General features: G+C 73.1%; 25 protein-coding genes. 13 read left to right on the forward strand and 12 right to left on the reverse strand.

The genetic code is table 11. From position 1 onward, the window contains the following. Positions 1-29: 29 nt before the first annotated feature. Positions 30-275 carry a preprotein translocase subunit SecG gene (secG, locus tag EEW87_RS03435; protein ID WP_123091700.1) on the forward strand — a complete coding sequence of 82 codons (246 nt, stop codon included), beginning with the start codon at positions 30-32 and terminating at the stop codon, positions 273-275. Between the two features lie 10 nt (positions 276-285). Further along, the gene (locus tag EEW87_RS03440; protein ID WP_123091701.1) at positions 286-639 is read left to right on the forward strand and encodes an RNA polymerase-binding protein RbpA; all 354 of its coding nucleotides are present in this window, start codon (positions 286-288) and stop codon (positions 637-639) included. Between the two features lie 12 nt (positions 640-651). On the opposite strand, the gene pgl is transcribed toward EEW87_RS03440, so the two are convergent. From pgl to tkt, 6 genes are read right to left on the reverse strand one after another with little or no spacing between them, the layout of a single operon-like run. Next, on the reverse strand, positions 652-1,395 hold the full coding sequence (gene pgl, locus EEW87_RS03445; protein WP_123091702.1) for a 6-phosphogluconolactonase: 744 nt from the start codon (positions 1,393-1,395) through the stop codon (positions 652-654). After that, a complete protein-coding gene (gene opcA, locus EEW87_RS03450) occupies positions 1,392-2,519 on the reverse strand; it encodes a glucose-6-phosphate dehydrogenase assembly protein OpcA (protein ID WP_123091703.1) in 1,128 nt (375 codons plus the stop codon). Before opcA ends, pgl begins: the two co-directional genes overlap by 4 nt. Further along, entirely contained in the window at positions 2,516-4,057 is a 1,542-nt protein-coding gene (gene zwf, locus EEW87_RS03455; protein ID WP_123091704.1) for a glucose-6-phosphate dehydrogenase, read from the reverse strand. Before zwf ends, opcA begins: the two co-directional genes overlap by 4 nt. Then, positions 4,054-5,670: a glucose-6-phosphate isomerase gene (locus EEW87_RS03460; protein ID WP_123091705.1), complete on the reverse strand. Its 1,617-nt coding sequence runs from the start codon at positions 5,668-5,670 to the stop codon at positions 4,054-4,056. The genes zwf and EEW87_RS03460 overlap by 4 nt, the downstream gene beginning before the upstream one ends. Beyond that, entirely contained in the window at positions 5,667-6,794 is a 1,128-nt protein-coding gene (gene tal, locus EEW87_RS03465; protein WP_123091971.1) for a transaldolase, read from the reverse strand. The genes EEW87_RS03460 and tal overlap by 4 nt, the downstream gene beginning before the upstream one ends. 5 nt (positions 6,795-6,799) lie before the next feature. Further along, on the reverse strand, positions 6,800-9,037 hold the full coding sequence (gene tkt / locus EEW87_RS03470) for a transketolase (RefSeq protein WP_240341680.1): 2,238 nt from the start codon (positions 9,035-9,037) through the stop codon (positions 6,800-6,802). 202 nt (positions 9,038-9,239) lie between these two features. Between tkt and EEW87_RS03475 the strand changes: the two genes are divergently transcribed. Beyond that, complete coding sequence (locus EEW87_RS03475) at positions 9,240-10,226, forward strand: heme o synthase (RefSeq protein WP_123091707.1); 987 nt, start codon at positions 9,240-9,242, stop codon at positions 10,224-10,226. On the opposite strand, the gene EEW87_RS03480 is transcribed toward EEW87_RS03475, so the two are convergent. The 6 genes from EEW87_RS03480 to EEW87_RS03505 form a co-directional block, all read right to left on the reverse strand. Further along, positions 10,150-11,529: an MFS transporter gene (locus tag EEW87_RS03480; RefSeq protein WP_123091708.1), complete on the reverse strand. Its 1,380-nt coding sequence runs from the start codon at positions 11,527-11,529 to the stop codon at positions 10,150-10,152. The genes EEW87_RS03475 and EEW87_RS03480 overlap by 77 nt on opposite strands. After that, complete coding sequence (locus tag EEW87_RS03485; protein ID WP_123091709.1) at positions 11,526-12,122, reverse strand: ArsR/SmtB family transcription factor; 597 nt, start codon at positions 12,120-12,122, stop codon at positions 11,526-11,528. The genes EEW87_RS03480 and EEW87_RS03485 overlap by 4 nt, the downstream gene beginning before the upstream one ends. Positions 12,123-12,209: 87 nt before the next feature. Then, positions 12,210-13,136 carry a COX15/CtaA family protein gene (locus EEW87_RS03490; RefSeq protein WP_240341641.1) on the reverse strand — a complete coding sequence of 309 codons (927 nt, stop codon included), beginning with the start codon at positions 13,134-13,136 and terminating at the stop codon, positions 12,210-12,212. 58 nt (positions 13,137-13,194) lie between these two features. Beyond that, positions 13,195-13,719 (reverse strand): DUF2231 domain-containing protein, encoded by a 525-nt coding sequence (locus EEW87_RS03495; RefSeq protein WP_123091710.1) that lies wholly within the window; start codon positions 13,717-13,719, stop codon positions 13,195-13,197. 123 nt (positions 13,720-13,842) lie between these two features. After that, a complete protein-coding gene (locus EEW87_RS03500) occupies positions 13,843-14,610 on the reverse strand; it encodes an ABC-2 transporter permease (protein WP_123091711.1) in 768 nt (255 codons plus the stop codon). Then, complete coding sequence (locus tag EEW87_RS03505) at positions 14,607-15,311, reverse strand: ABC transporter ATP-binding protein (protein ID WP_123091712.1); 705 nt, start codon at positions 15,309-15,311, stop codon at positions 14,607-14,609. Before EEW87_RS03505 ends, EEW87_RS03500 begins: the two co-directional genes overlap by 4 nt. A 113-nt stretch (positions 15,312-15,424) precedes the next feature. On the opposite strand from EEW87_RS03505, the gene EEW87_RS03510 reads away from it, so the two are divergent. The 10 genes from EEW87_RS03510 to EEW87_RS03555 are packed head-to-tail and all read left to right on the forward strand — an operon-like array spanning position 15,425 to position 23,779. Beyond that, on the forward strand, positions 15,425-16,171 hold the full coding sequence (locus EEW87_RS03510) for a helix-turn-helix transcriptional regulator (RefSeq protein WP_123091713.1): 747 nt from the start codon (positions 15,425-15,427) through the stop codon (positions 16,169-16,171). After that, entirely contained in the window at positions 16,168-17,589 is a 1,422-nt protein-coding gene (gene sufB, locus EEW87_RS03515; protein WP_123091714.1) for a Fe-S cluster assembly protein SufB, read from the forward strand. The genes EEW87_RS03510 and sufB overlap by 4 nt, the downstream gene beginning before the upstream one ends. Further along, on the forward strand, positions 17,586-18,791 hold the full coding sequence (sufD, locus tag EEW87_RS03520) for a Fe-S cluster assembly protein SufD (protein ID WP_123091715.1): 1,206 nt from the start codon (positions 17,586-17,588) through the stop codon (positions 18,789-18,791). The genes sufB and sufD overlap by 4 nt, the downstream gene beginning before the upstream one ends. Next, a complete protein-coding gene (locus EEW87_RS03525; RefSeq protein WP_123091716.1) occupies positions 18,788-19,141 on the forward strand; it encodes a non-heme iron oxygenase ferredoxin subunit in 354 nt (117 codons plus the stop codon). The genes sufD and EEW87_RS03525 overlap by 4 nt, the downstream gene beginning before the upstream one ends. Positions 19,142-19,191: 50 nt before the next feature. Beyond that, positions 19,192-19,950, forward strand: a complete 759-nt coding sequence (gene sufC, locus EEW87_RS03530; RefSeq protein WP_068275960.1) for a Fe-S cluster assembly ATPase SufC — start codon at positions 19,192-19,194, stop codon at positions 19,948-19,950. Beyond that, positions 19,950-21,254, forward strand: a complete 1,305-nt coding sequence (locus EEW87_RS03535) for an aminotransferase class V-fold PLP-dependent enzyme (RefSeq protein ID WP_123091717.1) — start codon at positions 19,950-19,952, stop codon at positions 21,252-21,254. Before sufC ends, EEW87_RS03535 begins: the two co-directional genes overlap by 1 nt. Further along, complete coding sequence (gene sufU, locus EEW87_RS03540) at positions 21,254-21,721, forward strand: Fe-S cluster assembly sulfur transfer protein SufU (protein ID WP_123091718.1); 468 nt, start codon at positions 21,254-21,256, stop codon at positions 21,719-21,721. Before EEW87_RS03535 ends, sufU begins: the two co-directional genes overlap by 1 nt. Then, positions 21,718-22,044, forward strand: a complete 327-nt coding sequence (locus tag EEW87_RS03545; protein WP_123091719.1) for a metal-sulfur cluster assembly factor — start codon at positions 21,718-21,720, stop codon at positions 22,042-22,044. Before sufU ends, EEW87_RS03545 begins: the two co-directional genes overlap by 4 nt. A 39-nt stretch (positions 22,045-22,083) precedes the next feature. Further along, positions 22,084-23,235, forward strand: coding sequence for a serine hydrolase domain-containing protein (locus EEW87_RS03550; RefSeq protein ID WP_123091720.1), 1,152 nt, complete (start codon positions 22,084-22,086; stop codon positions 23,233-23,235). Beyond that, positions 23,228-23,779 (forward strand): acVLRF1 family peptidyl-tRNA hydrolase, encoded by a 552-nt coding sequence (locus EEW87_RS03555; RefSeq protein WP_123091721.1) that lies wholly within the window; start codon positions 23,228-23,230, stop codon positions 23,777-23,779. Before EEW87_RS03550 ends, EEW87_RS03555 begins: the two co-directional genes overlap by 8 nt. Positions 23,780-23,854 lie beyond the last annotated feature (75 nt).

Here is a 23,854-nt window from a genome sequence, read left to right on the forward strand (position 1 = left end):
CCGCACGACCGACCCGAAGGCCGACAGACGTGGACGCAGTACGCATCGCCCTCCAGGTGATCCTCGTGATCACCGGGCTGATCCTCACCCTCCTCATCCTCATGCACAAGGGCAAGGGCGGCGGCATCTCCGACATGTTCGGCGGCGGCATGACCGCGTCCCTCGGCAGCTCGTCGGTGGCCGAGCGCAACCTCACGCGCTTCACGGTCGTCGTGGGGCTGCTGTGGTTCGTCTCCGTCGTCGGCATCGGCGTCATCGACCGCTTCGACGTCTGAGGAGCAGCACATGGCTGGTGGAGGGAACGCGATCCGGGGCAGCCGCGTGGGCGCCGGACCGATGGGCGAGGCCGAGCGGGGCGAGATCGCCCCGCGGACCTTCGTCTCGTACTGGTGCGGCAAGGGCCACGAGGTGCGCCCGAGCTTCGCCCTCGAGCCCGGGGTCGAGATCCCCGAGCAGTGGGAGTGCACCCGGTGCGGTCTGCCCGCCGGGCAGGACAAGGACAACCCTCCTGCCCCGCCGCGGGCCGAGGTCTACAAGACCCACCTCGCGTACGTCAAGGAGCGCCGCAGCGACAGCGAGGGCGAGGAGATCCTCGCCGAGCGTCTCGGCGAGCTGCGCCGCCGCCGCGGCACCGAGTAGTCGCCCGCCGCGTCAGCGGCTGAGGCCGGCTGCCTGCGCGGCGTCCTCGTCGAGGAACCACACGGTGCGGACGGTCCCGCGGACCTGCGCCGCCGAGGACACGTCGGGGCCGGCGCCGTCGAGGCCGTCGCGGACGGCCTGAGCCTTGTCCGCGCCCGCGACGACGAACCACACCTCGCGGGTGCGCTCCATCGCCTCGAAGGTCAGCGAGACCCGCTCCGGCGGCGGCTTGGGGGAGTCGTGCACCGCGACCGTGATCGCGTCCTGCGCCATCTGGGCCGGGTGACCGGGGAAGAGCGAGGCGACGTGCCCGTCGGGGCCGACCCCGAGCATGAGCACCTCGAAGCCGCCTCGGCCGACGGAGCGCAGCTCCTCGGCGTACCGGCCGGCGGCGTCCTCGACGTCGTCCGAGCCATCCGGCCCCGGCACGCGATGGACGCGATCGTCCGGCAGCCCGAGCCGCGGCAGGCCGGCCTCGTCGGCCTGGGTGTCATTGCGCTCGGGGTCTCCGGACGGGAGGTAGCGCTCGTCGCCCCACCACAGCCCGACGGCGGAGAGGTCGAGCGGCTCGCGCTCGTGCTCCGCCACGAGGGCCGCGACGCTCGCGCCCCCCATCGAGCCCCCGGTGAGACCGATCTCGACCGGTCGCCCGGCGGCGGTGGCCTCCTCGACCACCGCGCGCAGGCGCCGGCCGACGGCCGCCGCGAGCTCGGTCTTGCCGGGCTCGACGACGACCTCGACCGGCGCGCTGCTCACGAGCCCTCGCTCTTGTCCGCGAGCTTGCGGCGTGCGGCCTGCTTCACCGCTGCCGGCTCTGCCGACTTCTTCTCGGGCTCGGCCTGGACCATCGCCGAGCTGCGGGTCGCCCGGGCCTGCTTCTCCAGGCGCTCCTGGGTCTTGCGGCTCGACGAGGGGGAGGGGACCTCCCCCTTCGCCACGGCCTCGGTCATCGTCAGACGACGCATCGTCACCAGGGGGAGGCCCTTGGTGAGGGCGTCCTCGTAGACCTCGTCCGCGTCGAGCCGCCGCAGCTCGTCGGCGAGGCACTCGGCGTCGCTGCGGTGGGCCAGGGCGATCGCGCGCTGCGGCTGCCCTGTCTGGTCCATCGTCGCCGTCTCGCCGTCCTGAGGGCGCACGAGGTCGATGATCCCCGAGCGCCGCTCCAGGCGTACCGAGATGATCCCGCTGCGGTCGCGCGATCGCACGACCGACACCGGGCAGCGCAGCCGGTGCTGGAGCCAGCCCGCGAGCAGGTCGGTCGAGGGCGAGTCGCCGGCACCGGTGACCGTCGCGCTCGTCACGGGCTCGAAGGGGGCCCGGTCCAGCGCCGAGGCGAGCAGCCCTCGCCACAGGGTGACGCGCGACCACGCGAGGTCGGTGTCGCCGGGGCTGTAGGAGCGGGCCAGGGTCTTCAGCGCCGGCCCGATGCTCTCCAGCTGGGCCACGTCGGTGATCCGCCGCTGGGCCATCGCGCCGACAGGGTCGTGCGCGGGTGACTTCGGCGGATCCTTCGGCCACCACGCGACGACGGGGGAGTCGGGCAGCAGCAGCGGGATGACGACGCTGCGGGCATGGGCGACGAGCGGCCCGTAGAGCCGCAGGACGACGACCTCGCTGGCCCCGGCGTCCCCGCCCAGACGGATCTGCGCGTCGAGGCGCGCCTTGCCGCGGGTGTTGCCCGAGGCAACCGCGACGATGCGGCACGGATGCTGGTGGCTCGCGTCGTTGGCGATCTCGACGGCGTCGTCGATGTCGGCCTCGTCGGCGATGACGACGAGGGTGAGGACGCGCGAGAGCGCCATCGACCCCACGTCCTGACGCAGCCGGACGAGCTTCTTCGAGATCGCCTGGGTCGTCGTGCTCGGCAGGTCGATGATCACGGCATCCTCCACTCGCGGCCGTCACGGTGCATCATCGCGTCAGCGCTCGTCGGGCCCCACGTGCCCGCGGGGTACTGGTCGATGGAGCGCTGCTTGGCCCAGTACTTCTCGATGGGGTCGAGGATCTGCCAGGACAGCTCGACCTCCTCGTGCCGGGGGAAGAGCGGGGGGTCGCCGAGCAGCACGTCGAGGATGAGCCGCTCGTAGGCCTCGGGGCTCACCTCGGTGAAGGCGCGCCCGTAGCCGAAGTCCATCGAGACGTCGCGCACCTCCATCTGGTTGCCGGGCACCTTCGCCCCGAAGCGCATCGTGATGCCCTCGTCGGGCTGGACCCGGATGACGACGGCGTTCTGCCCCAGCTCCTCGGTCTCGGTGTCGTTGAAGGGCAGGTGCGGCGCCCGCTTGAAGACGACGGCGATCTCCGTCACCCGCTTGCCCAAGCGCTTGCCCGTGCGCAGGTAGAAGGGCACGTTCGCCCAGCGCCGCGTGTCGATGTCGAGGCGCACCGCGGCGTAGGTCTCGGTCGTCGAGGACTCGCCGACCCCGTCCTCGTCGCGGTACCCGATGACGTGCTCGCCGCCCTGCCAGCCCTCGGCGTACTGCCCGCGGGCGGTGTGCTTGCCGAGGTCCTTGGGGATGCGCACCGCGGCGAGGATCTTCTCCTTCTCGGCCCGCAGCGCGTCAGCGGTGAAGCTCGTCGGCTCCTCCATCGCGGTGAGGGCGAGCAGCTGCAGGAGGTGGTTCTGGATGACGTCACGGGCCGCGCCGATGCCGTCGTAGTACCCCGCACGACCACCGATGCCGATGTCCTCGGCCATGGTGATCTGCACGTGGTCGACGTAGTGGCTGTTCCACACCGGCTCGAACATCTGGTTCGCGAAGCGCAGCGCCAGGAGGTTCTGGACCGTCTCCTTGCCGAGGTAGTGGTCGATCCGGAAGATCGAGTCGGCCGGGAAGACCGACTCGACGACGTCGTTGAGCTCGCGCGCGCTCTTGAGGTCGTGCCCGAAGGGCTTCTCGATGACGACGCGTCGCCACGAGTCGCCCTCGCCGTGGGTCAGACCGCTGCGCTCGAGCTGCTGGCAGACCGTCGAGAAGGAGCCCGGGGGGATGGAGAGGTAGAAGGCGTGGTTGCCGTCGGTGCCCCGCTGCTCGTCGAGCTCGTGGACGGTCTCGGCGAGCAGGTCGAAGGCCGCGTCGTCGTCGAAGACGCCCGGCACGAAGCGGAAGCCCTCGGACAGGGCCCGCCACACCTCCTCGCGGAAGGGAGTACGGGCGTGGGCTCGCACCGCCTCGTGGACGATCTTGCCGAAGTCCTGGTCCTCCCAGTCGCGACGGGCGAAGCCGACGAGGCTGAAGCCGGGCGGCAGCAGACCGCGGTTGGCGAGGTCGTAGATCGCCGGCAGGAGCTTCTTGCGGGCGAGGTCGCCCGTGACGCCGAAGAGCACGAGGCTGCACGGCCCGGCGATCTTCGGCAGGCGCTTGTCCCGTGGGTCGCGAAGGGGGTTGTCCGTCGCGGTCACCTTGGCGGGCTTCATGCGTCGCCCTGCGAGACCGCCGAGGTCACGGCGGCGACGCCGCCGTCACCGGTGAGGTGCAGGACGAGGACCGGACGCCCGTGGTCGACGAGGACCGAGGCGTCGCCCCCGGCCTGCGCGGCGACGAACTCGCCGAGGGTGAAGTCGCGGCCCGGGACCGGCAGGTCCTCGCGCGGTGTGTCGGTGACCTGGAGGAAGACCCCGGTCGCGGGCCCGCCCTTGTGGTACTGACCGGTCGAGTGCAGGAAGCGCGGGCCCCAGCCGAAGGTCGTCGGACGACCCGTGCGCTCGGCGAGGGTCGTCGCGACCTGCGCGAGCCCGGCGTGCTCCGCCCGGTCCAGGTAGGCCATGACGGCGACGTAGCCGTGCTCGGGGTCGAGCTGGGCGAGCAGCGCGTCGACCGCGTCGCTCACGGTGCTCGCGTCGCCGAGCCAGTCGCCGCCGAGTGCGCGCACCTCGACGTCTCCGTCGGTGACGTCGGGGGAGGCGGGGGCGTCCCCCTTCGCCTCGAGCAGACCGCGGGCGGCCGCCTTCGCGGACTCGACGTCGGGCTGGTCGAAGGGGTTGATGCTCAGCAGACGGCCGGCGGCCGCGGTCGCGACCTCCCACAGGAGCAGCTGGGCGCCGAGGGTCCCGCCGACGTCGACGACGGACGGGGCGGAGCTGTCCGGCTCCTCCTCGTGGTCGGTGCCGACGAGGCGCACGAGCGTCGCGTCGTCCGGCAGGGCCCGGTCACCGGGCGAGGGCAGGACGACGGGCAGGATCCCGCGCCCCTGCTTGCCGGTGGACTCCGCGATGAGCTGCTCGGCCCAGTCGCCGAAGCCGGCGGCCTGCGTGCCGTGCTCGAGGAGGTAGAGCTTGTCGCGCAGCGGGTCGGTGGCGGCCATCGCCGCGCCGAGGCGCAGGCCGGGGTTGGCCTCGTCGTCCTCGGCGAGCAGGTCGGTCACCGACTCGGCGTCGTCGAGGAGCTCCTCGACGTCGGCTCCGGCCAGACCGGAGGGCACGAGGCCGAAGGCGGTCAGCGCCGAGTAGCGCCCACCGACCTGCGGGTCGGCCGAGACGACGCGGTAGCCCGCGTCGCGGGCCTCCTGCTCGAGCGGGCTGCCCGGGTCGGTGACGACGACGATGCGACGCGCCGCGTCGATGCCGGCGTCGGCGAAGGCCTGCTCGAAGACCCGGCGCTGGCTGTCGGTCTCGACGGTGGAGCCGGACTTGCTCGAGACGACGACGACCGTCCGCTCGAGGTCGGTCACGGCGGCGCGCACGACGTCGGGGTGGCTCGAGTCGAGGACGACGAGCGGGACGCCCGCGGTGGCGCAGATGACCTCGGGCGCCAGCGAGCTGCCGCCCATGCCGCACAGGACGACCCGGTCGACGCCGTCGGCGCGCAGCTCGTCGCGCAGCGCGGCGATCTCGCCGACCAGGGGACGCGAGGAGCGGGCCAGGCCCACCCAGGACAGGCGCTTGGACGCCTCGTCCTCGGCCTCGGCACCCCACAGGGTCGCGTCCTGCGCGAAGAGCCGGCTCGCGAAGCGCTCCTCGACGAGGGCGGGCACGGCGGAGGCGATCGCCTGCGCCGCCGCGCCCGCGGCGGAGACGGACAGGCTGCTCACTTCGTGCCGGCCTTGTCGAGCTCGGTGCGCACGCCGTCGAGCAGCTCGGCCCAGGACGCCTCGAACTTCTCGACGCCCTCGCGCTCGAGCTGGTCGGTGACCTCCGTGTAGTCGACGCCGAGCTCGGCGAGCCGGTCGAGGACCTGCTGCGCCTCCTCGTAGGTGCCGCTCACCTGGTCGCCGCGGACCTCGCCGTGGTCGAGGACCGCGTCGAGCGTCTTCTCCGGCATGGTGTTGACGGTGTTCGGGGCGGCGAGGTCGACGACGTACAGCGTGTCGCTGTAGTCGGGGTTCTTCACACCCGTCGACGCCCACAGCGGACGCTGCTTGCGCCCTCCCTCGGCCTCGAGGCGCTCCCAGCGCGGGGTCGAGAAGACCTCCTCGTAGGCCTGGTAGGCGAGCCGCGCGTTCGCGACGCCGGCCTTGCCCCTCAGGCCGAGGGCCTCGTCGGTGCCGATCTTCTCCAGGCGCGCGTCGATCTCGCTGTCGACGCGGGAGACGAAGAAGGAGGCGACCGAGTGGATCGTCGAGATGTCCTCGCCGGCCGCGAGGGCCTTCTCGAGACCCTCGAGGTAGGCGTTCATCACCGCGCGGTAGCGCTCGAGGCTGAAGATCAGGGTGACGTTGACGCTGATCCCCGCGCCCAGGGTGTCGGTGATCGCCGACAGGCCCTCCTGGGTCGCCGGGATCTTGATGAAGACCTGCGGGCGGTCGACGGTGTCGGACAGCGCCTGGGCGAGCTCGACCGTGCGCGCCGTGTCGCGGGCCGCGCGGGGGTCGACCTCGATCGACACCCGGCCGTCGACGCCGTCGGTGGACTCGTAGATCGGGCGGAAGACGTCGCACGCCTCGCGCACGTCGTCGGTCGTCAGCGCGAAGACCGCGTCGTCGACGTCCGTGCCGGACGCGGCGAGCTCGCGCAGCTGCTCGTCGTAGGCGTCGCCCTGGGCGAGCGCGGCCTGGAAGATCGAGGGGTTCGTCGTCACGCCGACGATGCCCTTGGTCTCGACGAGCTCGACGAGGTTGCCCGAGCGCAGCCGCTCGCGCGAGAGGTCGTCGAGCCAGACGCTGACGCCGACCTCCTCGAGGTCCTGGATGGGTGCGGGCTTGCTGGAGGTGCTCATGTCGCTCACTTTCCGCTCTCGACGTCGGCCTTGGTGCTCGCCGGCTCCGGGGTGCCGACGTCCGTGCCGGTCTCGACGTCGCGCCGGGGCGCGGTGGCGTCGAGGTCGGGGACGACGGCCCGGTTGCGGGACGCCTTGAGGGAGTCCTTCGCAGCCTTGACGACCGCGGCCGGCGTGAAGCCGAACTTCTCGTACAGGGTCTGGTAGTCGGCGCTCGCGCCGAAGTGCTCGATGCTCACGCAGCGGCCGGAGTCGCCGACGAGGTCGTGCCAGCCCATGGCGACCGACGCCTCGACGCTGACGCGCGCGGTGACGGCCGGGGGGAGGACCTCGTCGCGGTAGCGACGGGACTGCCGCTCGAACCACTCGCGGCAGGGCATCGACACGACCCGGGTCGCGGTGCCCGAGCGCTCGAGCTTCTCCTGGGCCTCCAGGGCGATGGAGACCTCGGAGCCGGTGGCGATGATGATGACCTCGGGGGTGCCCCCCTTCGCCTCGGACAGGACGTAGGCACCCTTCGCGGCGCCGGCGGCCTTGCCGTAGCGCTCCCGGTCGAGGACCGGGAGGTTCTGGCGCGAGAGCGCGAGGGCCGCGGTCCGGTCGTTCTCGAGGACCTGGCCCCACACGACCGCGGTCTCGTTGGCGTCGGCGGGGCGCACGACGTCGAGGCCGGGCATGGCGCGCAGCGTCGCGAGGTGCTCGATCGGCTGGTGGGTCGGGCCGTCCTCGCCGAGGCCGATGGAGTCGTGCGTCCACACGAAGGTCACGGGCAGCTGCTGCAGGGCCGCGAGCCGCACGGCGGGGCGCATGTAGTCGCTGAAGACGAGGAAGGTGCCGCCGTAGGGGCGGGTGAGCCCCTCGAGCGCGATCCCGTTGAGGATCATGCCCATGCCGTTCTCACGGATGCCGAAGTGCAGCGTGCGGCCGTAGGGCCCGCCGGACCACATGTCGGTCTGCTTGCTCTTGGGGACGAAGGAGGGCTGGCCGTCCATCGTCGTGTTGTTGCTGCCGGCGAGGTCGGCGGAGCCGCCCCACAGCTCGGGCACGAGGTCGGCGAGGGCGGTGAGCACCTTGCCGGACGCGGCGCGCGTGGCCATGCCCTTCTCGCTGTCGGCGGGGAAGGTCGGCAGCGCACGGCGCAGCCCCTTGGGCAGCTCGTGGGCGACGAGGCGGTCGAGCAGCTCGGCGCGCTCGGGCTGGGCCTTGCGCCACGCGGCGTACGTCTTGTCCCACTCCTTGTGCGCCGCCTTGCCGCGCGCCCCGACCTTGCGGGCGTGGGCGATGACGGAGCGGTCGACGGCGAAGGACTTCGCCGGGTCGAAGCCGAGGACCTCCTTGGTCGCCGCGACCTCGTCGGCGCCGAGCGCCGAGCCGTGGGCCGAGCCTGTGTCCTGCTTGCCGGGGGCCGGCCACGCGATGATCGTGCGCAGCTCGACGAGCGTGGGCCGGCGCGAGCGGCGCGACTTCTCCAGCGCCTTGAGCAGGGCGTCGACGTCCTCGACGTAGGCCGCCCCGTCGCCGTCCTTGCGCCAGTCGACGGTCACCGTCTCCCAGCCGTAGGCCTCGTAGCGCTTCGGCACGTCCTCGCTGAAGGAGATGTCGGTGTCGTCCTCGATGGAGATCTGGTTGTTGTCGTAGATCACCGTGAGGTTGCCGAGCTCCTGGTGGCCGGCGAGCGAGCTCGCCTCGGACGCCACGCCCTCCATGATGTCGCCGTCGGAGGCGATGACCCAGATGTGGTGGTCGAAGGGGGACTCGCCCGCCTTCGCGTCGGGGTCGAGCAGGCCGCGCTGGCGGCGCTGCGCCATCGCCATGCCGACGGCGGTGGCCAGACCGGAGCCGAGCGGGCCGGTCGTCACCTCGACGCCCTTCGTGTGGTGGACCTCGGGGTGGCCCGGGGTCTGGCTGCCCCAGGTGCGCAGCGCCCTGAGGTCGTCGAGCTCGAGGCCGTACCCGCTGAGGTAGAGCTGGACGTACTGCGTGAGCGAGGAGTGGCCGCACGACAGGACGAAGCGGTCACGGCCGAGCCACGCCGGGTCGGCGGGGTCGTGGCGCATGACCTGCTGGTAGAGCAGGTAGGCGACGGGGGCCAGGCTCATCGCGGTGCCGGGGTGGCCGTCGCCCTTGTGCTGGACGGCGTCGGCGGCGAGCAGGCGCGCGGTGTCGACCGCGGCGATGTCGAGGTCGTCCCAGCCGGCCGTGCGCGCGACGGGCTTCTTCAGCTCCGGGCTGCGCCTGCTCACGCTCGTGACCTTCGTCGTGGTCTTCTTCGCCGCCTTCTTCGCGGTCTGCGAGGGGGTCAAGGATGCCTTCTCTCTCGGGGGGCTGCCAGACCTGATCCAGCCTAGACCGGGTGGTGACACAGGTCGCACGTGCCGTCCAGGGCCGTTCCCCGTCGTCTCGTCGTCGACCCGGCGGTCTCGAGCCCGACGCACGGGCGATACCATGGAGGTTCTGCTCCCCACGCTCATCGAGGACCCCTTGACGACGATCGACCGGACGCACGCGCCCGTGCCCGTGACGTCATCTCGTCGACGCAAGGCAGCGGCCTACGTCGCGCTCACCAAGCCCCGGATCATCGAGCTGCTGCTCGTGACGACCGTGCCCGTGATGTTCCTCGCCCAGCGGGGCCTGCCGGACCTGTGGCTCGTCGTGGCCACGCTCGTCGGCGGCTCGCTGAGCGCCGGCGCGGCGAACACCTTCAACATGGTCTACGACCGCGACATCGACGCGCAGATGGGTCGCACGGCGCACCGTCCGCTCGTCACCGGCGAGGTGACGCCGCGGGCGGCGATGGTCTTCGGGGTCCTGCTGACGATCGCCTCCACCGCGTGGCTCGGCCTGCTCGTCAACCCGCTCTCCGCGGCGCTCTCGCTCGGCGCGATCCTCCTCTACGCCGTCGGCTACACGATGATCCTCAAGCGCCGCACCGCGCAGAACATCGTGTGGGGCGGCATCGCCGGGTGCATGCCGACGCTCATCGGCTGGTCCGCCGTGACGAACAGCGTCCAGTGGCCGGCGATCATCCTCTTCCTCGTCATCTTCTTCTGGACGCCGCCGCACTACTGGCCGCTGTCCATGCGCTTCACCGAGGACTACGCCCGCGCCGGCGTGCCCATGCTCCCGGTCGTCGAGGGCAACGTCACCGTCGCGCGCCAGATCGTCGCGTACTCGTGGGTCATGGTCGCGACCTCGCTGGCCCTCGTGCCCGTCGCCGACATGGGATGGCTCTACCTCGGCGCCGCGCTGCTGTCCGGCGCGCTCTTCCTGCGCGAGGCGCACCGGCTGCTCTCCGCCGCGCGCGCCGGCCTCTCGCAGGCGAAGATGCGCCCGATGCGCCTCTTCCACTTCTCCATCACCTACGTCTCGCTGCTCTTCCTCGGCGTGGCGCTCGACCCCCTGCTGCACCTGCCGCTGCCCGGCCTGGCCTGACCCCGCCGCGGTCTCGTGCCTCGTCCCGGCGCCCCGGGTCGTCGAGCCTGCCGGACGGCAGGTCCCGCAGCCTCGCCCAGGGCGAGAGCAGGGTCGCCAGGGTCGCGACGACGTGCAGCCCCGCCATGAGCAGGATCGTCTGACGCGGCCCGACGGCACCGCCGAGGCCGCCCGCGACGAGGGCGCCGAGCGGCATGGTGCCGAAGTTCACCACGGCCGCGGCGCCCGAGGTGCGACCGAGCAGGTCGGCCGGCACCCAGCGCTGGCGGAAGGCCCCGCGCACGACGTTGGCCCCGACGAGACCCAGGCCCACGAGGGCGGAGCCGAGCGGCACCAGCCAGATCCCGTGCCCCGGGCCGGCCAGGCCGACGAGCAGCGCGGGCGGGCCACCGGCGAGCTGGAGCACGAGCATCGCCCGGGCGCTGCCCAGCAGGCGCGACACCCGGGCGGCGACCACCGCGCCGACGAGGCCCCCGGTCGCCCCGAGGGCGAGGAGCAGCCCGACCGAGCCCGGGGTGGCCTCCAGGTCGCGCAGCAGGAAGAGCACCAGCAGCGTCTGGTATCCGGTGAGCGCGAAGTTGCTCGCCCCGCCCTGGACGGTGAACCACGCGAGGTAGCGGTCGCCGAAGGTCACCCGCAGCCCCTCGCGCACCATCGGCCCGACCCGCTCGCGCTCCTGGTCCGGGGCGGCCCGCTCGGGCCGGCCGCCCCGGATCCGCCACAGGCAGAGCGCGGAGACGAGGAAGCTCACGACGTCGACGACGAGGGCGAGCGCGCCGCCGACGAGCTGGACGAGCAGACCGCCCGCACCGGGCCCGGCGACCTGCATCGCCGACTCCGTGCCGTAGACCCGCCCGTTCGCCGCCTCGAGGTCCTGCGGGCGCACGAGCCGGGTGAGCAGCCCGGGGTAGGCGGTGCGGAAGAGGACGTCCTTGACCCCGCTGCCGAGCGCGGCGAGCACGAGATGGGGCAGGCCGAGCACGCCGAGGGCCCAGGCGAGCGGGACGGAGGCCAGGACGAGCGCGCCGAGCAGGTCCGCGGCGATCATGAGGCGCCGGTTGTCGCCGCGGTCGACCCAGGCGCCGGCGGGCAGCCCGAGGACCAGCCAGGGCAGCCACACGGCGGCGGTGAGGACGCCCATCCAGCCCGCCGAGGCGCCCAGGGAGACGGCGAGGACGGGCAGGACGACGAGGGTCGTCATCGAGCCGAGGACGGAGACCGCCTCGCCGGACCAGAGCAGGGCGAAGTCCCGGTTGCGGCTCAGCGGGGGAGCGGGGGCAACCGGTGCGGGTTCGGTGGTCATGGCCGGCTGGGGAAGCCGCGCGCGGCGACGTAGATCGACTCGCGCTGCACGTCGTCGTCGGGGGTCTCGCGGGTGCTCCACCGCTCGAGGACGTCCATGACCTCCTCGGCGACCTGCCGGAGCTCGTCGGGGCTCAGGCGCAGCCAGTTCTGCGTGGCGAAGGCGGCGTCGGCCCACTCGCCGGTGCCGTCGTCGGCGGCGAGCCACTCCTGGACCCGCTCGGACGTGCGGCGCCACACGAGGGCCTCCGCGGCGTCGGCGGCGGCCAGGGCCGCGGGGTCCGAGATCTCCGACCGGGACCACCGGGTGCCGCGCCCGACGAGACGCCACCAGCGCTCGCGCCGGTCGCGCGCCAGCTCCGGCGCCTCCTCGACGAGCCCCGCCTCGGCGAGGACCTTGAGGTGGTGGCTCGCGCTGCCGACGGCCTGGTCGGTCGCCTCGGCGAGCCGGCTCGCGGTCGCTGGTCCGTCGGCCTTGAGGGCGTCGAGGATGCGGGAGCGAAGGGGGTGGGCCAGGGCGGACAGGGCGCGCGCCTCGGTGAGGGTGCGGATCCCCTCACGGGCACGCCGGGTCTGCGGGGTGGGGTCGTCCATGTCACCGACACTAAACCCACAAGAGTCGTTGCACAAGACATCTTGTAGGTCTCCCCGGGTGCGACGGGGGTGGAGGTGCGGGTGGGGTCAGTCCTCGTCGACGGCGGTGCGCGTGAGCACGACGGCGCGGGTCACGGCGACGACGAGGAGCGAGGCGCCGAGCATGTGCGCCAGCACGAGCGCCTCGGGCAGCTTCGTGAGGTACTGCACGTAGCCGATGAGTCCCTGGGCGAGCGTCACCGCCATGACGACGCCCCAGGCGCGGCTGGCCCGGCTCTTGCGCCCGGTGACCGCGGCCCCGAGCCACACGGCGGCCACGAGGCCGACGAGGAGCATGACGGAGTCGGCGTGGAGCCAGGAGATCGTCCGGGGGTCGAAGCCGGTGCGGGCCGGGGTGTCGGCATCACCGGAGTGCGGGCCCGAGCCGGTGACGACCGTGCCGAGCGCGAGGACGACGACGAGGACGGCGACGACCGCGGCCTGGGCCCGGTCGACGAGGGGGTGCACCTGCGCCCTCCCGGCGGGATGGGTCGAGCGCCACAGCATCCACGACGCGGTGGCGACGAGCACCATCGAGGCGAGGAAGTGGAAGGCGACGATCCACGGGTTGAGCCCGGTGAGGACGGTGATGCCCCCGACGACCGCCTGCGCGGCGATGCCCGCGAGGACGACGAGCGCACCCGTGCGCAGGTCGCGACGCTCGCGCGCGTACCGGAAGAGCGCCCACAGCAGGCCGAGCGCGACGAACCCGAGCAGCCCGGTGAGGGTCCGGTTGCCGAACTCGATGAGCTTGTGGACGCCCTCCTCCTGCTCCACGGTCGGCACGTAGGAGCCGGGGACGCACTGCGGCCACGTCGGGCACCCGAGGCCCGACCCGGTGAGCCGGACGAGCCCGCCGGTGACGACGATGCCGACCTGGCAGACGAGGTTGGCGACGAGCAGCACCCTCAGGAGGGGGTGGACGACCCCCTTCGCCGGGGAGGTCGGGGCGATCGGGGCGGTCTGCACGGGCACCCCCCAACGGTAGGCCGACGTGGGCTGCAGGACCGCATCGGGTCCGCCGACCGGGGGCTCACTCCCCGCCGTGCGGGAGGCCCTGGCTCTGCTGCACGACGTCGCTCCACGCGACCTGGGCCCCGGTGTGGCCGGCGCGGACGACGAACCACAGCGCGGCGAGCGAGACGAGGACGAGGGCCACCCGGACGGCCAGCGCGACCGCGGGGCTGTCGACCACGGGCAGCCGGGGCACGCGGCCGGAGCGCGAGGGCAGGAGCCACAGCACGGCGAGGACGACGACCACGGCGAAGACGGCGATGACGGTACGGGCGAGGTCGCCGGCCTGCGTGTGCGTCTCGAGCGCGGGGTCCTGCAGCCCCAGCGCCCGCAGCCGGCCCTCGAGCGCCTCGCCGCTCGAGGCGGCGACGACGGCGCTCAGCGCGGAGACGACCGCGAGGGAGAGGGTGGGCCAGGTGAGCGCCGAGCGCCACCGGGGCACGAGGGCGTAGGCCGCGGCCGCGAGGGCGGCCAGGGGGGTGAGCACGACGACCGCGTGGATGACGAGGACGTGGACGGGCAGACCGGCGACGGTGTCGAGCATGGGGGACCTCCGAGGAGCAGGGCCGTGGACGTCTCGAACCTAGGGCTGCCAGGCCGTGCCGACCCGGTGGACCCGCTGGACCTGTGAGTCCTCACGCCCGTGACCGGGTGCCGACCGCCCGGCTCAGTCGTCCCAGCGGAAGGTGCGCACGGCGACCGCGCTCAGGCCGAGCGCCCAGCCGAGGAGCACGAGCCACGGCGCCCACGGCAGCCCGCCGTCGGCGGACACGCGCATCGCGTCGCCGAGCGCGCCCGAGGGGAGCCAGCGAGTCACGGCCGCCAGGCCGGGGGAGAAGACCTCGGAGGCGAGCAGCAGCCCGCCGGCACCCGCGAGGAGGACCCACACGAGGTTGGCGAGCGCGAGGACGGCCTCGGCCCGCAGCGTCCCTGCGAGCACGAGGGCGAGGGCGACGAAGGCCCAGGCCCCGAGGGCGACGCTGACCACGCCGGTGGGCAGGCCCGACCAGGCCGGCCGCCAGCCCATGGTCAGGGCGGCCGCCCCGACGACGACGAGCTGACCGACGAGCGCGGCGAGTACCGCGAGCGCCTTGCCCAGGAGCAGGCCGTCGCGGCCGAGCGGCGTCGTGCCGAGCAGCCGCAGGACGCCGTAGCGCCGGTCGAAGCCGGTCTGGATGGCCTGCCCGGTGAAGGCGGTGCTCACGACGACGAGGGCGAGGACCCCCGGGGCGACGGCGTCGACGCGGGGCTCGGGCAGGTCGGGGTAGGGCGCGAGGACCAGCCCGACGAGCGCGAGGAGGGGCAGGACGAGCGAGACGAGGAGCTGCTCGCCGTTGCGCAGCAGCACGCCGGCCTCGTAGCCGGCCTGGGCGAGCACCCGGCGGGACGCCGGGGCGGGAGAGGGACGCGCGGACGGCGGCGTCGCGGTGCTCATGCGGCCTCCCCGCTCGTCAGGGCGAAGTAGCGCTCCTCGAGGGAGTCGCCGCCGACCTCGGCGAGCGTGCCGGCCGCGACGACGCGGCCCGCGTGCATGATGACGACGCGGTCGGCGAGGCGCTCGGCCTCGGCGAAGGAGTGCGTCGTCACGAGGAGCGCCGCGCCCTCGTCGCTCACGCGGCGCAGGAGGGCGTGCACCTCGCGCTGGGCGTGGGGGTCGAGCCCGGCGGCCGGCTCGTCGAGGAAGGCCACCTCGGGGCGGCCGACGAGCGCGGCCGCGAGGGCGAGGCGCTGGCGCTGGCCCCCGCTGAGCCGGCGCACGGCGGTGCGGGCGAAGGGGGCGATGCCCAGGGACTCGACGAGCTCGTCGCGACGGCTGACGCTGCCGTGCAGCCGCTCGAGATGGGCGAGCAGGCGCTGCGGCGAGACCGACTGGGGCAGCCCGCCGTCCTGGAGCATGACGCCGACCCGCGCGCGGTGCGCGGCATCGGCGTGCCAGGGGTCGGTGCCGAGGACGCGGACCGTGCCGGAGTCGGGGCGCTGCAGGCCCTCGAGGCACTCGACGGTCGTCGTCTTGCCGGCGCCGTTCGGCCCGAGGACGCACGTGATCTCGCCGAGCTCGGCGGTGAGGGTGGCCCCGTCGACCGCGCGCACGGAGCCGAAGGACCGGTGGAGGTCGGTCACGGCTACGGCGGTCACGGGAGGGCAGTCTACGGTCGTCGGGGGCACCCCTTCGCACCCCCTGCCCGGGTCGCGGACGGTAAGGGTCGCCTTCCTTTGTGACGCTCTCCCGATTTACGTAACATGGGTGTGTGGTTAATACGCGACGCGCGGCCCAGCCGCACGACCTCGGCCCTGCCGAGAGCGACGCGCGTACCCGCGACCGCGTCCTCGCGACCGTGAGCGAGCGAGGACCGATCACCGCGGCTCGTCTCGCCGCCGATCTCGGCCTCACCCCGCCCGGCGTGCGCCGGCACCTCGACCAGCTCGCCCTCGACGGTCTCGTCGAGGACCGCGACCCCGCGGCCAGCAAGCGCGGCCGCGGTCGGCCCGCCCGCGAGTGGGTCGTCACCGGCGCCGGGCACGACGTCCTGCCCGCGGGCTACGAGACCCTCGCCGGCGACGCGGTCCGATTCCTCGCCGCCGCGGCCGGCCCGCAGGCCGTCGCCGACTTCGCCCGCGCCCGGATGACCCGGGTCGAGGAGCGCTACGAGGCAGACGTCACCGCGGCCGGTCCCGACCCCCGCGCTCGCACCGAGGCGCTCGTCTCCGCGCTGCGCCGCGAGGGCTTCGCCGCCTCCGCCCGTCCGGTGGGGGCCGGTGGTCTCGCCGGCGTCCAGCTGTGCCAGGGTCACTGCCCGGTGCAGCACGTCGCCGCCGAGTTCCCCGACTTCTGCGAGGCCGAGCGCGAGTCCTTCTCCCGACTGCTCGGCGTGCACGTCCAGCGGCTCGCCACGCTCGCGCAGGGCGACCACGTGTGCACGACCTTCGTGCCCACCCCCGACATCCCCCCGTCCACCAGCTCGTCCACCCACCCTGAAGAGAGGGGCTCACGATGACCACGAACATCGAAGACCTCAACCCCGGCCTCAAGGACATCGGCCGCTACGAGTACGGCTGGGCCGACTCCGACACCGCCGGCGCCTCCGCGCAGCGCGGTCTGAGCCAGGCCGTCGTCGACGACATCTCCGGGCGCAAGAACGAGCCCGAGTGGATGCAGGCCCTGCGCCGCAAGTCCCTCGGCCTGTTCGAGAAGAAGCCCATGCCGAGCTGGGGCAGCGACCTCACCGGCATCGACTTCCAGAACATCAAGTACTTCGTGAAGTCGACGGAGAAGCAGGCCACGAGCTGGGAGGACCTGCCCGAGGACATCAAGGCGACCTACGACCGGCTCGGCATCCCCGAGGCGGAGAAGCAGCGTCTCGTCGCCGGTGTCGCCGCGCAGTACGAGTCCGAGGTCGTCTACCACCAGATCCGCGAGGACCTGGAGGAGAAGGGCGTCATCTTCGTCGACACCGACAGCGGGCTGCGCGAGCACGAGGACCTCTTCCGCGAGTACTTCGGCACCGTCATCCCCGCCGGCGACAACAAGTTCGCCGCGCTCAACACCGCGGTGTGGTCGGGCGGCTCCTTCATCTACGTGCCCCCGGGCGTCCACGTCGACATCCCGCTGCAGGCCTACTTCCGGATCAACACCGAGAACATGGGCCAGTTCGAGCGGACGCTGATCATCGCCGACGAGGGCAGCTACGTGCACTACGTCGAGGGCTGCACCGCCCCGATCTACAAGACCGACAGCCTGCACAGCGCCGTCGTCGAGATCGTCGTGAAGAAGAACGCCCGCGTGCGCTACACGACGATCCAGAACTGGAGCAACAACGTCTACAACCTCGTCACCAAGCGCGCGACGTGCGCCGAGGGCGCGACGATGGAGTGGATCGACGGCAACATCGGCTCCAAGGTGACGATGAAGTACCCGGCCGTCTTCCTCATGGGCGAGCACGCCCGGGGCGAGACCCTGTCCATCGCCTTCGCCGGCGAGGGCCAGCACCAGGACGCGGGCAGCAAGATGGTCCACGCCGCCCCGAACACCTCGAGCACGATCGTCAGCAAGTCGGTCGCCCGTGGCGGCGGCCGCACGAGCTACCGCGGTCTCGTCCAGGTCCTCGAGGGCGCGACGAACTCGAAGGCCTCCGTGGTCTGCGACGCGCTGCTCGTCGACACGATCAGCCGGTCCGACACCTACCCCTACGTCGACGTCCGCGAGGACGACGTGCAGATGGGTCACGAGGCGACCGTCTCGAAGGTCTCCGACGACCAGCTCTTCTACCTCATGTCCCGCGGGATGAGCGAGGAGGAGGCGATGGCGATGATCGTGCGCGGCTTCGTCGAGCCCATCGCCAAGGAGCTGCCGATGGAGTACGCCCTCGAGCTCAACCGCCTCATCGAGCTGCAGATGGAAGGAGCAGTGGGTTGAGCCTGCTGACGCAGAACCCGAGCACCCCCAACCCGAGGGCGCACAGCCACGGCGGCCCGGTCGTCCCCGACCAGTCGCGGGCGGAGCGCACGCGCTCCTTCGACCCCGCGGACTTCGCGGTCCCCACGGGCCGCGAGGAGGACTGGCGCTTCACGCCGGTCGCCGACCTGCACTCGCTGCTCGGCGGCGAGTCGACGGGCGGTGCGCTCTCCCGCGAGGAGTCGCTGCCCGAGGGCGTGACCACCTCGGTCATCACCTCGGAGCAGGCCCGCGAGCTCGGCGCGCCCGAGCCGGCCGACCGCGCCGCGGTCCTCGCCGCCAGCGGGTCCGACGGGGTCCTGCACCTGCAGGTCCCCGCCGATGCCGACGTCTCCGCGCCGGTGCACCTGCGCCTGTCCGGCGACGGCGGCACCGCCTACGGCCACGTCCTCGTCACCGTCGGCCGCTTCGCCCGCGCGACGGTCGTCGTCGAGCACACCGGCGACGCGCGCTACAGCGAGCTGCTGAGCGTCGTCACCGGCGACGGCTCCGACCTCACCCTCGTGAGCACCCAGGAGTGGGCCGACAGCGCCCAGCACCTGGCGCAGCACGACGTCGTCGTCGGCCGTGACGCCCGCGTGCGTCACATCGCCGTCACCCTCGGCGGTGGCGTCGTGCGGCTGAGCACGAACGCGACCTACGCCGGCCCCGGGGCCAGCTTCGAGGGTCTGGGCGTCTACTTCGCCGACAGCGGCCAGCACCTCGAGCACCGGCTCTTCGTCGACCACGAGGCGCCGCACTGCACGAGCAACGTCGAGTACAAGGGCGCCCTGCAGGGCGAGACCGCCCGCACCGTGTGGGTCGGCGACGTCCTCATCCGCGCGGCAGCCGAGGGCACCGACACCTACGAGCTCAACCGCAACCTCGTGCTCACCGACGGCGCGCGCGCCGACTCGGTCCCCAACCTCGAGATCGAGACCGGCGAGATCGCCGGCGCCGGCCACGCCTCGACGACCGGCCGGCTCGACGCGCAGCACCTCTTCTACCTCCAGTCCCGCGGGATCCCGGTGGAGGAGGCCCGTCAGCTCGTCGTGCGCGGCTTCTTCGCGAGCACCATCGGGCGGATCGGCGTCCCCGAGGTCACCGAGCGCATCATGGGTGCGATCGAGGCCGAGCTCGCCGGGGTCGACCTCAGCTCGCTCGCCCCCGCGGACGCGTCGTGAGCGCCGTCGCCGAGCCGACGTACGGCGAGCCCGTCCACGTCTGCCACCGGGACGACCTGCCCGAGACCGGGGCCGCCCAGGCCGAGGTCGACGGCCGGCTCGTCGCGATGATCCGCACCGAGGACGGCGCGATCCACGCGATCGACGACACGTGCACCCACGCGGCCGTATCGCTGTCCGAGGGCGAGCTCGAGGGCTGCCAGCTCGAGTGCTGGCTCCACGGCTCGACCTTCGACGTGCGCACCGGCCAGCCCTCCGGGCTGCCGGCGACGATCCCCGTCGCCGTCCACCAGGTCAGCGTCGACGAGACCGGTGCGGTCTACGTCGCCCTGGCCACCGGCCGCCGCTGAGCGGCCCACCGACATCCCCCTTCGCACGACACGAGAGAAGTGAGCACCGCATGAGCACCCTCGAGATCCGCGACCTGCACGTCAGCGTCGACACCGAGGACGGCCCCAAGGAGATCCTCAAGGGCGTCACGCTGACGATCCGCAGCGGCGAGACCCACGCGATCATGGGCCCCAACGGCTCGGGCAAGTCCACCCTGGCGTACTCGATCGCCGGGCACCCGAAGTACACCGTCACCTCCGGCACCGTGACCCTCGACGGCGACGACGTCCTCGCGATGTCGGTCGACGAGCGCGCCCGCGCCGGGCTCTTCCTCGCGATGCAGTACCCCGTCGAGGTCCCCGGCGTCACGGTGAGCAACTTCCTGCGCACCGCGAAGACCGCCGTCACCGGTGAGGCGCCGAAGCTGCGCACCTGGGTCAAGGACGTCAAGGGCGCGATGGAGGGTCTGAAGATGGACTCCGCCTTCGCCGAGCGCAACGTCAACGAGGGCTTCTCCGGCGGCGAGAAGAAGCGCCACGAGATCCTCCAGATGGAGCTGCTCGAGCCGAAGTTCGCCGTCCTCGACGAGACCGACTCCGGTCTCGACGTCGACGCGCTGCGTATCGTCTCCGAGGGCGTCAACCGCGCCAAGGAGGCCACCGGCTCCGGTGTCCTGCTCATCACGCACTACACCCGGATCCTGCGCTACATCACGCCGGACCACGTCCACGTCTTCGTCGACGGCGCGATCGCCGAGCAGGGTGGCCCCGAGCTCGCCGACGAGCTCGAGGCGAACGGCTACGACCGGTTCATCACCGCGAGCGCCTGATGACCGGCCTCCTCGACGAGCGGGAGCTCGCCGCCCTGCGCGGCGAGTTCCCCATCCTCGGGCGGACGGTGCGCGACGACAAGCCGCTGGTCTACCTCGACTCCGGCGCGACCTCGCACAAGCCGCTCGCCGTCCTCGACGCCGAGCGCGACTTCCTCGTCACGGCCAACTCGGCCCCGCACCGTGGGGCGCACGCGCTCTCGGAGGAGGCCACCGAGGCCTACGAGGACGCCCGGCGCGTCGTCGCCCGCTTCGTCGGCGGCCGTGAGGACGAGGTCGTCTTCACCAAGAACGCGACCGAGGCGCTCAACCTCGTCGCGTACGCCTTCAGCAACGCCGCGCACAGCGACATCCCCGGTCACGAGCGCTTCGTGCTCGGGCCCGGCGACGAGGTCCTCGTCACCGAGATGGAGCACCACGCGAACCTCGTGCCGTGGCAGGAGCTGTGCCGGCGCACCGGGGCGACCCTGCGCTGGATCGGCGTCACCGACGAGGGCCGGCTCGACCTCACCGACCTCGGCGAGCTCGTCACCGAGCGCACGAAGGTCGTCGCCCTCACGCACGTGAGCAACGTCCTCGGCACGGTCAACCCCGTGCGCGAGGTCGCCGACGCCGCGCATGCCGTGGGCGCGCTCGTCGTCGTCGACGCCTGCCAGTCGGTGCCGCACCTGAGCATCGACGTGAGCACGCTCGGCGCCGACTACATCGCCTTCTCCGGGCACAAGGTCTACGGGCCGTCCGGCATCGGCGTGCTGTGGGGCCGCTCGGAGCTGCTCGCGGCGATGCCGCCCTTCCTCACCGGCGGCTCGATGATCGAGACCGTCCACATGGAGCGCTCGACGTACGCGCCCCCGCCCACCCGCTTCGAGGCCGGCGTGCCCATGACGAGCCAGGCGATCGGTCTCGGCGCCGCGCTGCGCTGGGTCGAGGGCATCGGCATGGACCGCATCGCGGCACACGAGCAGGCCCTGACCCGGCTCGTCCTCGACGGTCTCGCCGAGCGCCCCTGGGTCCGCGTCGTCGGCCCGACGGACATGATGCACCGCGGCGCGGCCGTGGCCTTCGTCGTCGACGGCGTCCACGCGCACGACGTCGGGCAGATCCTCGACGACTCCGGTGTTGCAGTGCGTGTGGGTCACCACTGCGCCTGGCCGCTGCACCGCCGCTACGGCATCGCGGCCTCCGCGCGGGTCTCGCTCGCCGTCTACAACACCCCCGGCGAGGTCGCGGCCTTCCTCACCGCCCTCGACCGCATCCCCGCGGTCTTCGGCCTCGACACGACGACAGGGAGCGTCTCCGTCTGATGGACCTCTACCAAGAGCTGATCCTCGAGCACAGCAAGCGCCCGCACGGCGCCGGGCTGCGCGAGGGGCACGACGCCGAGGTGCACCACGTCAACCCCACGTGCGGTGACGAGGTCACCCTGCGGGTGCACGTCGAGGGCGCCGGTGCCGACGCCCGGATCGCCGACATCTCCTACGAGGCGACCGGGTGCTCGATCTCGACCGCGTCGACCTCGATCCTGGCCACCGAGGTGACCGGGGAGGAGATCGCCGAGGCGATGCGCACCCATGCCGCGATGCGGCACATGCTCACGAGCAAGGGGCAGGACCCCGGCGACGAGGAGGTCATCGGCGACGGCGTCGCCCTGGCCGGCGTCGCGAAGTACCCCGCGCGCGTCAAGTGCGCGCTGCTGGGCTGGATGGCCCTCACCGACGCCCTCGCCCAGGCGGGCGTCGACGTCACCGCGACCGAAGGAGAGCAGGCATGAGCACGACGCAGACCCCCGCCAACGTGGCCGACGTCGAGGAGGCCCTGCGCGACGTCGTCGACCCCGAGCTCGGCATCAACGTCGTCGACCTCGGCCTCGTCTACGGCATCACCGTCGACCCGCAGAACCACGCCGTCGTCGACATGACGCTCACCTCGGCGGCCTGCCCGCTGACCGACGTCATCGAGGACCAGGTAGCCCAGGCCGTCGACGGGCTCGTCACCGGGCATCGCATCAACTGGGTGTGGATGCCGCCGTGGGGCCCGGACAAGATCACCGACGACGGCCGCGAGCAGCTGCGCGCCCTCGGCTTCAACATCTGAGGGCTCGCCCCGCGCGCGTGGCGCTGGCAGGCTGAGCGGATGAGCGAGCTCGCCGACGTCCTGCAGCGCCACGTCGACGACGGCGTCCTCGTCGGGGCGGTGGCGGCCGTCGGCCCCGCCGCCCCGACGCGCGACGGGGGAGCCCGGCCGGTCGGCGCCGGTCGGATGGCGCTCGACGGCCCGCCCATGCCGCCGGACGCGGTCATGAGGGTGCAGTCGATGACGAAGGTCGTCCTCGCGGCGGCCGTGCTGCGGCTCGTCGAGACCGACGGGCTGCGCCTCGAGGACGAGGTCGCCCGCTGGCTGCCCGAGCTCGCCGACCCCCAGGTGCTCGAGCACCCCGGTGCGACCCTGGACCGGACGGTCCCGGCCGAGCGCGCGATCACCGTGCGCCACCTCCTCACGTGCACGAGCGGCTACGGCATCGTCGACGAGACCAGCCCGCTCGGAGCGGCGATGGAGCGCTCCGAGCTCGCCGCCGGCCCTCGGCCGTGGGCGCTCGACGCGAGCACCTGGGTGGAGCGCCTCGGTGCGCTCCCGCTCGTCGGGCAGCCCGGCGAGGTCTGGCGCTACCACCACTCCTTCGGGCTGCTCGGCGTGCTGCTGTCGCGGCGCGCCGGCCGTCCCCTCCACGAGCACCTCCGCGAGGTCCTCCTCGACCCGCTGGAGATGCCCGACACCGGCTCGTGGGTGCCGCAGGACCAGCTGCACCGGCTCCCCGCCGCCTACCGGTGGGACGACGCCCTCGTCGAGACCGACCCCCTCCACGCCGGCTCGTACGCCGGCGACCCCGGCCGCGACGTGAGCCACGGCGAGCTCGTCTCCACGGCCGCCGACGTCCTCGCGCTGCTGCGCATGCTCCACGACGGTCGCGACGCCCAGGGTCACCCCTTCGTCGGTGACGAGCTGCGCCGTCTCATGCGCACCGACGCCGTCCCCGACCGGGCCAAGACGCCCGAGAGCTTCCCGTACTCCGAGCGCTTCTGGGAGGGCACCGGCTGGGGGCTGGGCGTCGGCATCCGCACCGCCGGCCCCGGCGCGGGGCGCTTCGGCTGGACCGGTGGGCTGGGCACCGACTGCTGGCTCGACCCCTCGGGCTGGTGCGGCGTCGCGCTCGTCCAGACCGAGATGTCGCCCCCCGTCATGGGTCTGCTGGGCGACGTCGACGCGATCGCCGACCCCCGTGCCTGAGCGCGTCGTCGAGGTCGACGCGCAGCGCTACCCGCGGTGGCGGGAGCGCTTCGAGGAGAGCAACGCCCAGCGGGCCGAGGTCGAGCGCCAGGAGGTCGTCGCGGTCGAGCGCTTCGAGCACGACCCGCTCGCGCTGCTCCTCGTGCGCCGCGGCGGCTACGGCGTCGGCGTGGCCGTCGGTGCCGAGCTCGTCGCGCACAAGGTCGGCACCCGCTACGTGCAATCCCGCACGAAGAAGGGCGGGTGGTCCCAGCAGCGCTACGCCCGCCGTCGCGGCAACCAGGCCGACGAGCTGGTCGGCGCCTGCGGCGACCACGCGGCCCGGGTCCTGGCCGCCCTGCCCGACGGTGCGAAGGGGGTCCGCGGTCTCGTCCTCGGGGGAGACCGGGCGCTGCTCGCCCAGCTCCTCGAGGACCCGCGGCTGCGCCCCCTTCGCGAGCTGCCACGTCGTGAGCTGCCCGACCTGCCCGACCCCCGCCTGACCGTCCTGCAGGACGCCCTGCGCCGGGCACGTCACGTGAGGATCACGATCCGCGACCCCTGACGACGAGGGCCGCAGGGCACGCACTACCGTGCCCTGCGGAGCCGACGACCTGGGACGGTCGCGGCCGCAGCCAGG

It is taken from the genome of Janibacter melonis (genome assembly GCF_003721155.3).
Classification (GTDB): Bacteria; Actinomycetota; Actinomycetes; order Actinomycetales; family Dermatophilaceae; genus Marihabitans; species Marihabitans melonis.

Excerpts from the sequence above, each read along its gene's own strand:
- EEW87_RS03440 (WP_123091701.1), top strand. The coding sequence starts at position 286 with ATGGCTGGTGGAGGGAACGCGATCCGGGGCAGCCGCGTGGGCGCCGGA.
- zwf (WP_123091704.1), bottom strand. The coding sequence starts at position 4,057 with ATGAAGCCCGCCAAGGTGACCGCGACGGACAACCCCCTTCGCGACCCA.
- tal (WP_123091971.1), bottom strand. The coding sequence starts at position 6,794 with ATGAGCACCTCCAGCAAGCCCGCACCCATCCAGGACCTCGAGGAGGTC.
- EEW87_RS03475 (WP_123091707.1), top strand. The coding sequence starts at position 9,240 with ATGGAGGTTCTGCTCCCCACGCTCATCGAGGACCCCTTGACGACGATC.
- EEW87_RS03480 (WP_123091708.1), bottom strand. The coding sequence starts at position 11,529 with ATGACCACCGAACCCGCACCGGTTGCCCCCGCTCCCCCGCTGAGCCGC.
- EEW87_RS03485 (WP_123091709.1), bottom strand. The coding sequence starts at position 12,122 with ATGGACGACCCCACCCCGCAGACCCGGCGTGCCCGTGAGGGGATCCGC.
- EEW87_RS03495 (WP_123091710.1), bottom strand. The coding sequence starts at position 13,719 with ATGCTCGACACCGTCGCCGGTCTGCCCGTCCACGTCCTCGTCATCCAC.
- EEW87_RS03500 (WP_123091711.1), bottom strand. The coding sequence starts at position 14,610 with ATGAGCACCGCGACGCCGCCGTCCGCGCGTCCCTCTCCCGCCCCGGCG.
- sufB (WP_123091714.1), top strand. The coding sequence starts at position 16,168 with ATGACCACGAACATCGAAGACCTCAACCCCGGCCTCAAGGACATCGGC.
- sufC (WP_068275960.1), top strand. The coding sequence starts at position 19,192 with ATGAGCACCCTCGAGATCCGCGACCTGCACGTCAGCGTCGACACCGAG.
- EEW87_RS03535 (WP_123091717.1), top strand. The coding sequence starts at position 19,950 with ATGACCGGCCTCCTCGACGAGCGGGAGCTCGCCGCCCTGCGCGGCGAG.
- sufU (WP_123091718.1), top strand. The coding sequence starts at position 21,254 with ATGGACCTCTACCAAGAGCTGATCCTCGAGCACAGCAAGCGCCCGCAC.
- EEW87_RS03545 (WP_123091719.1), top strand. The coding sequence starts at position 21,718 with ATGAGCACGACGCAGACCCCCGCCAACGTGGCCGACGTCGAGGAGGCC.
- EEW87_RS03550 (WP_123091720.1), top strand. The coding sequence starts at position 22,084 with ATGAGCGAGCTCGCCGACGTCCTGCAGCGCCACGTCGACGACGGCGTC.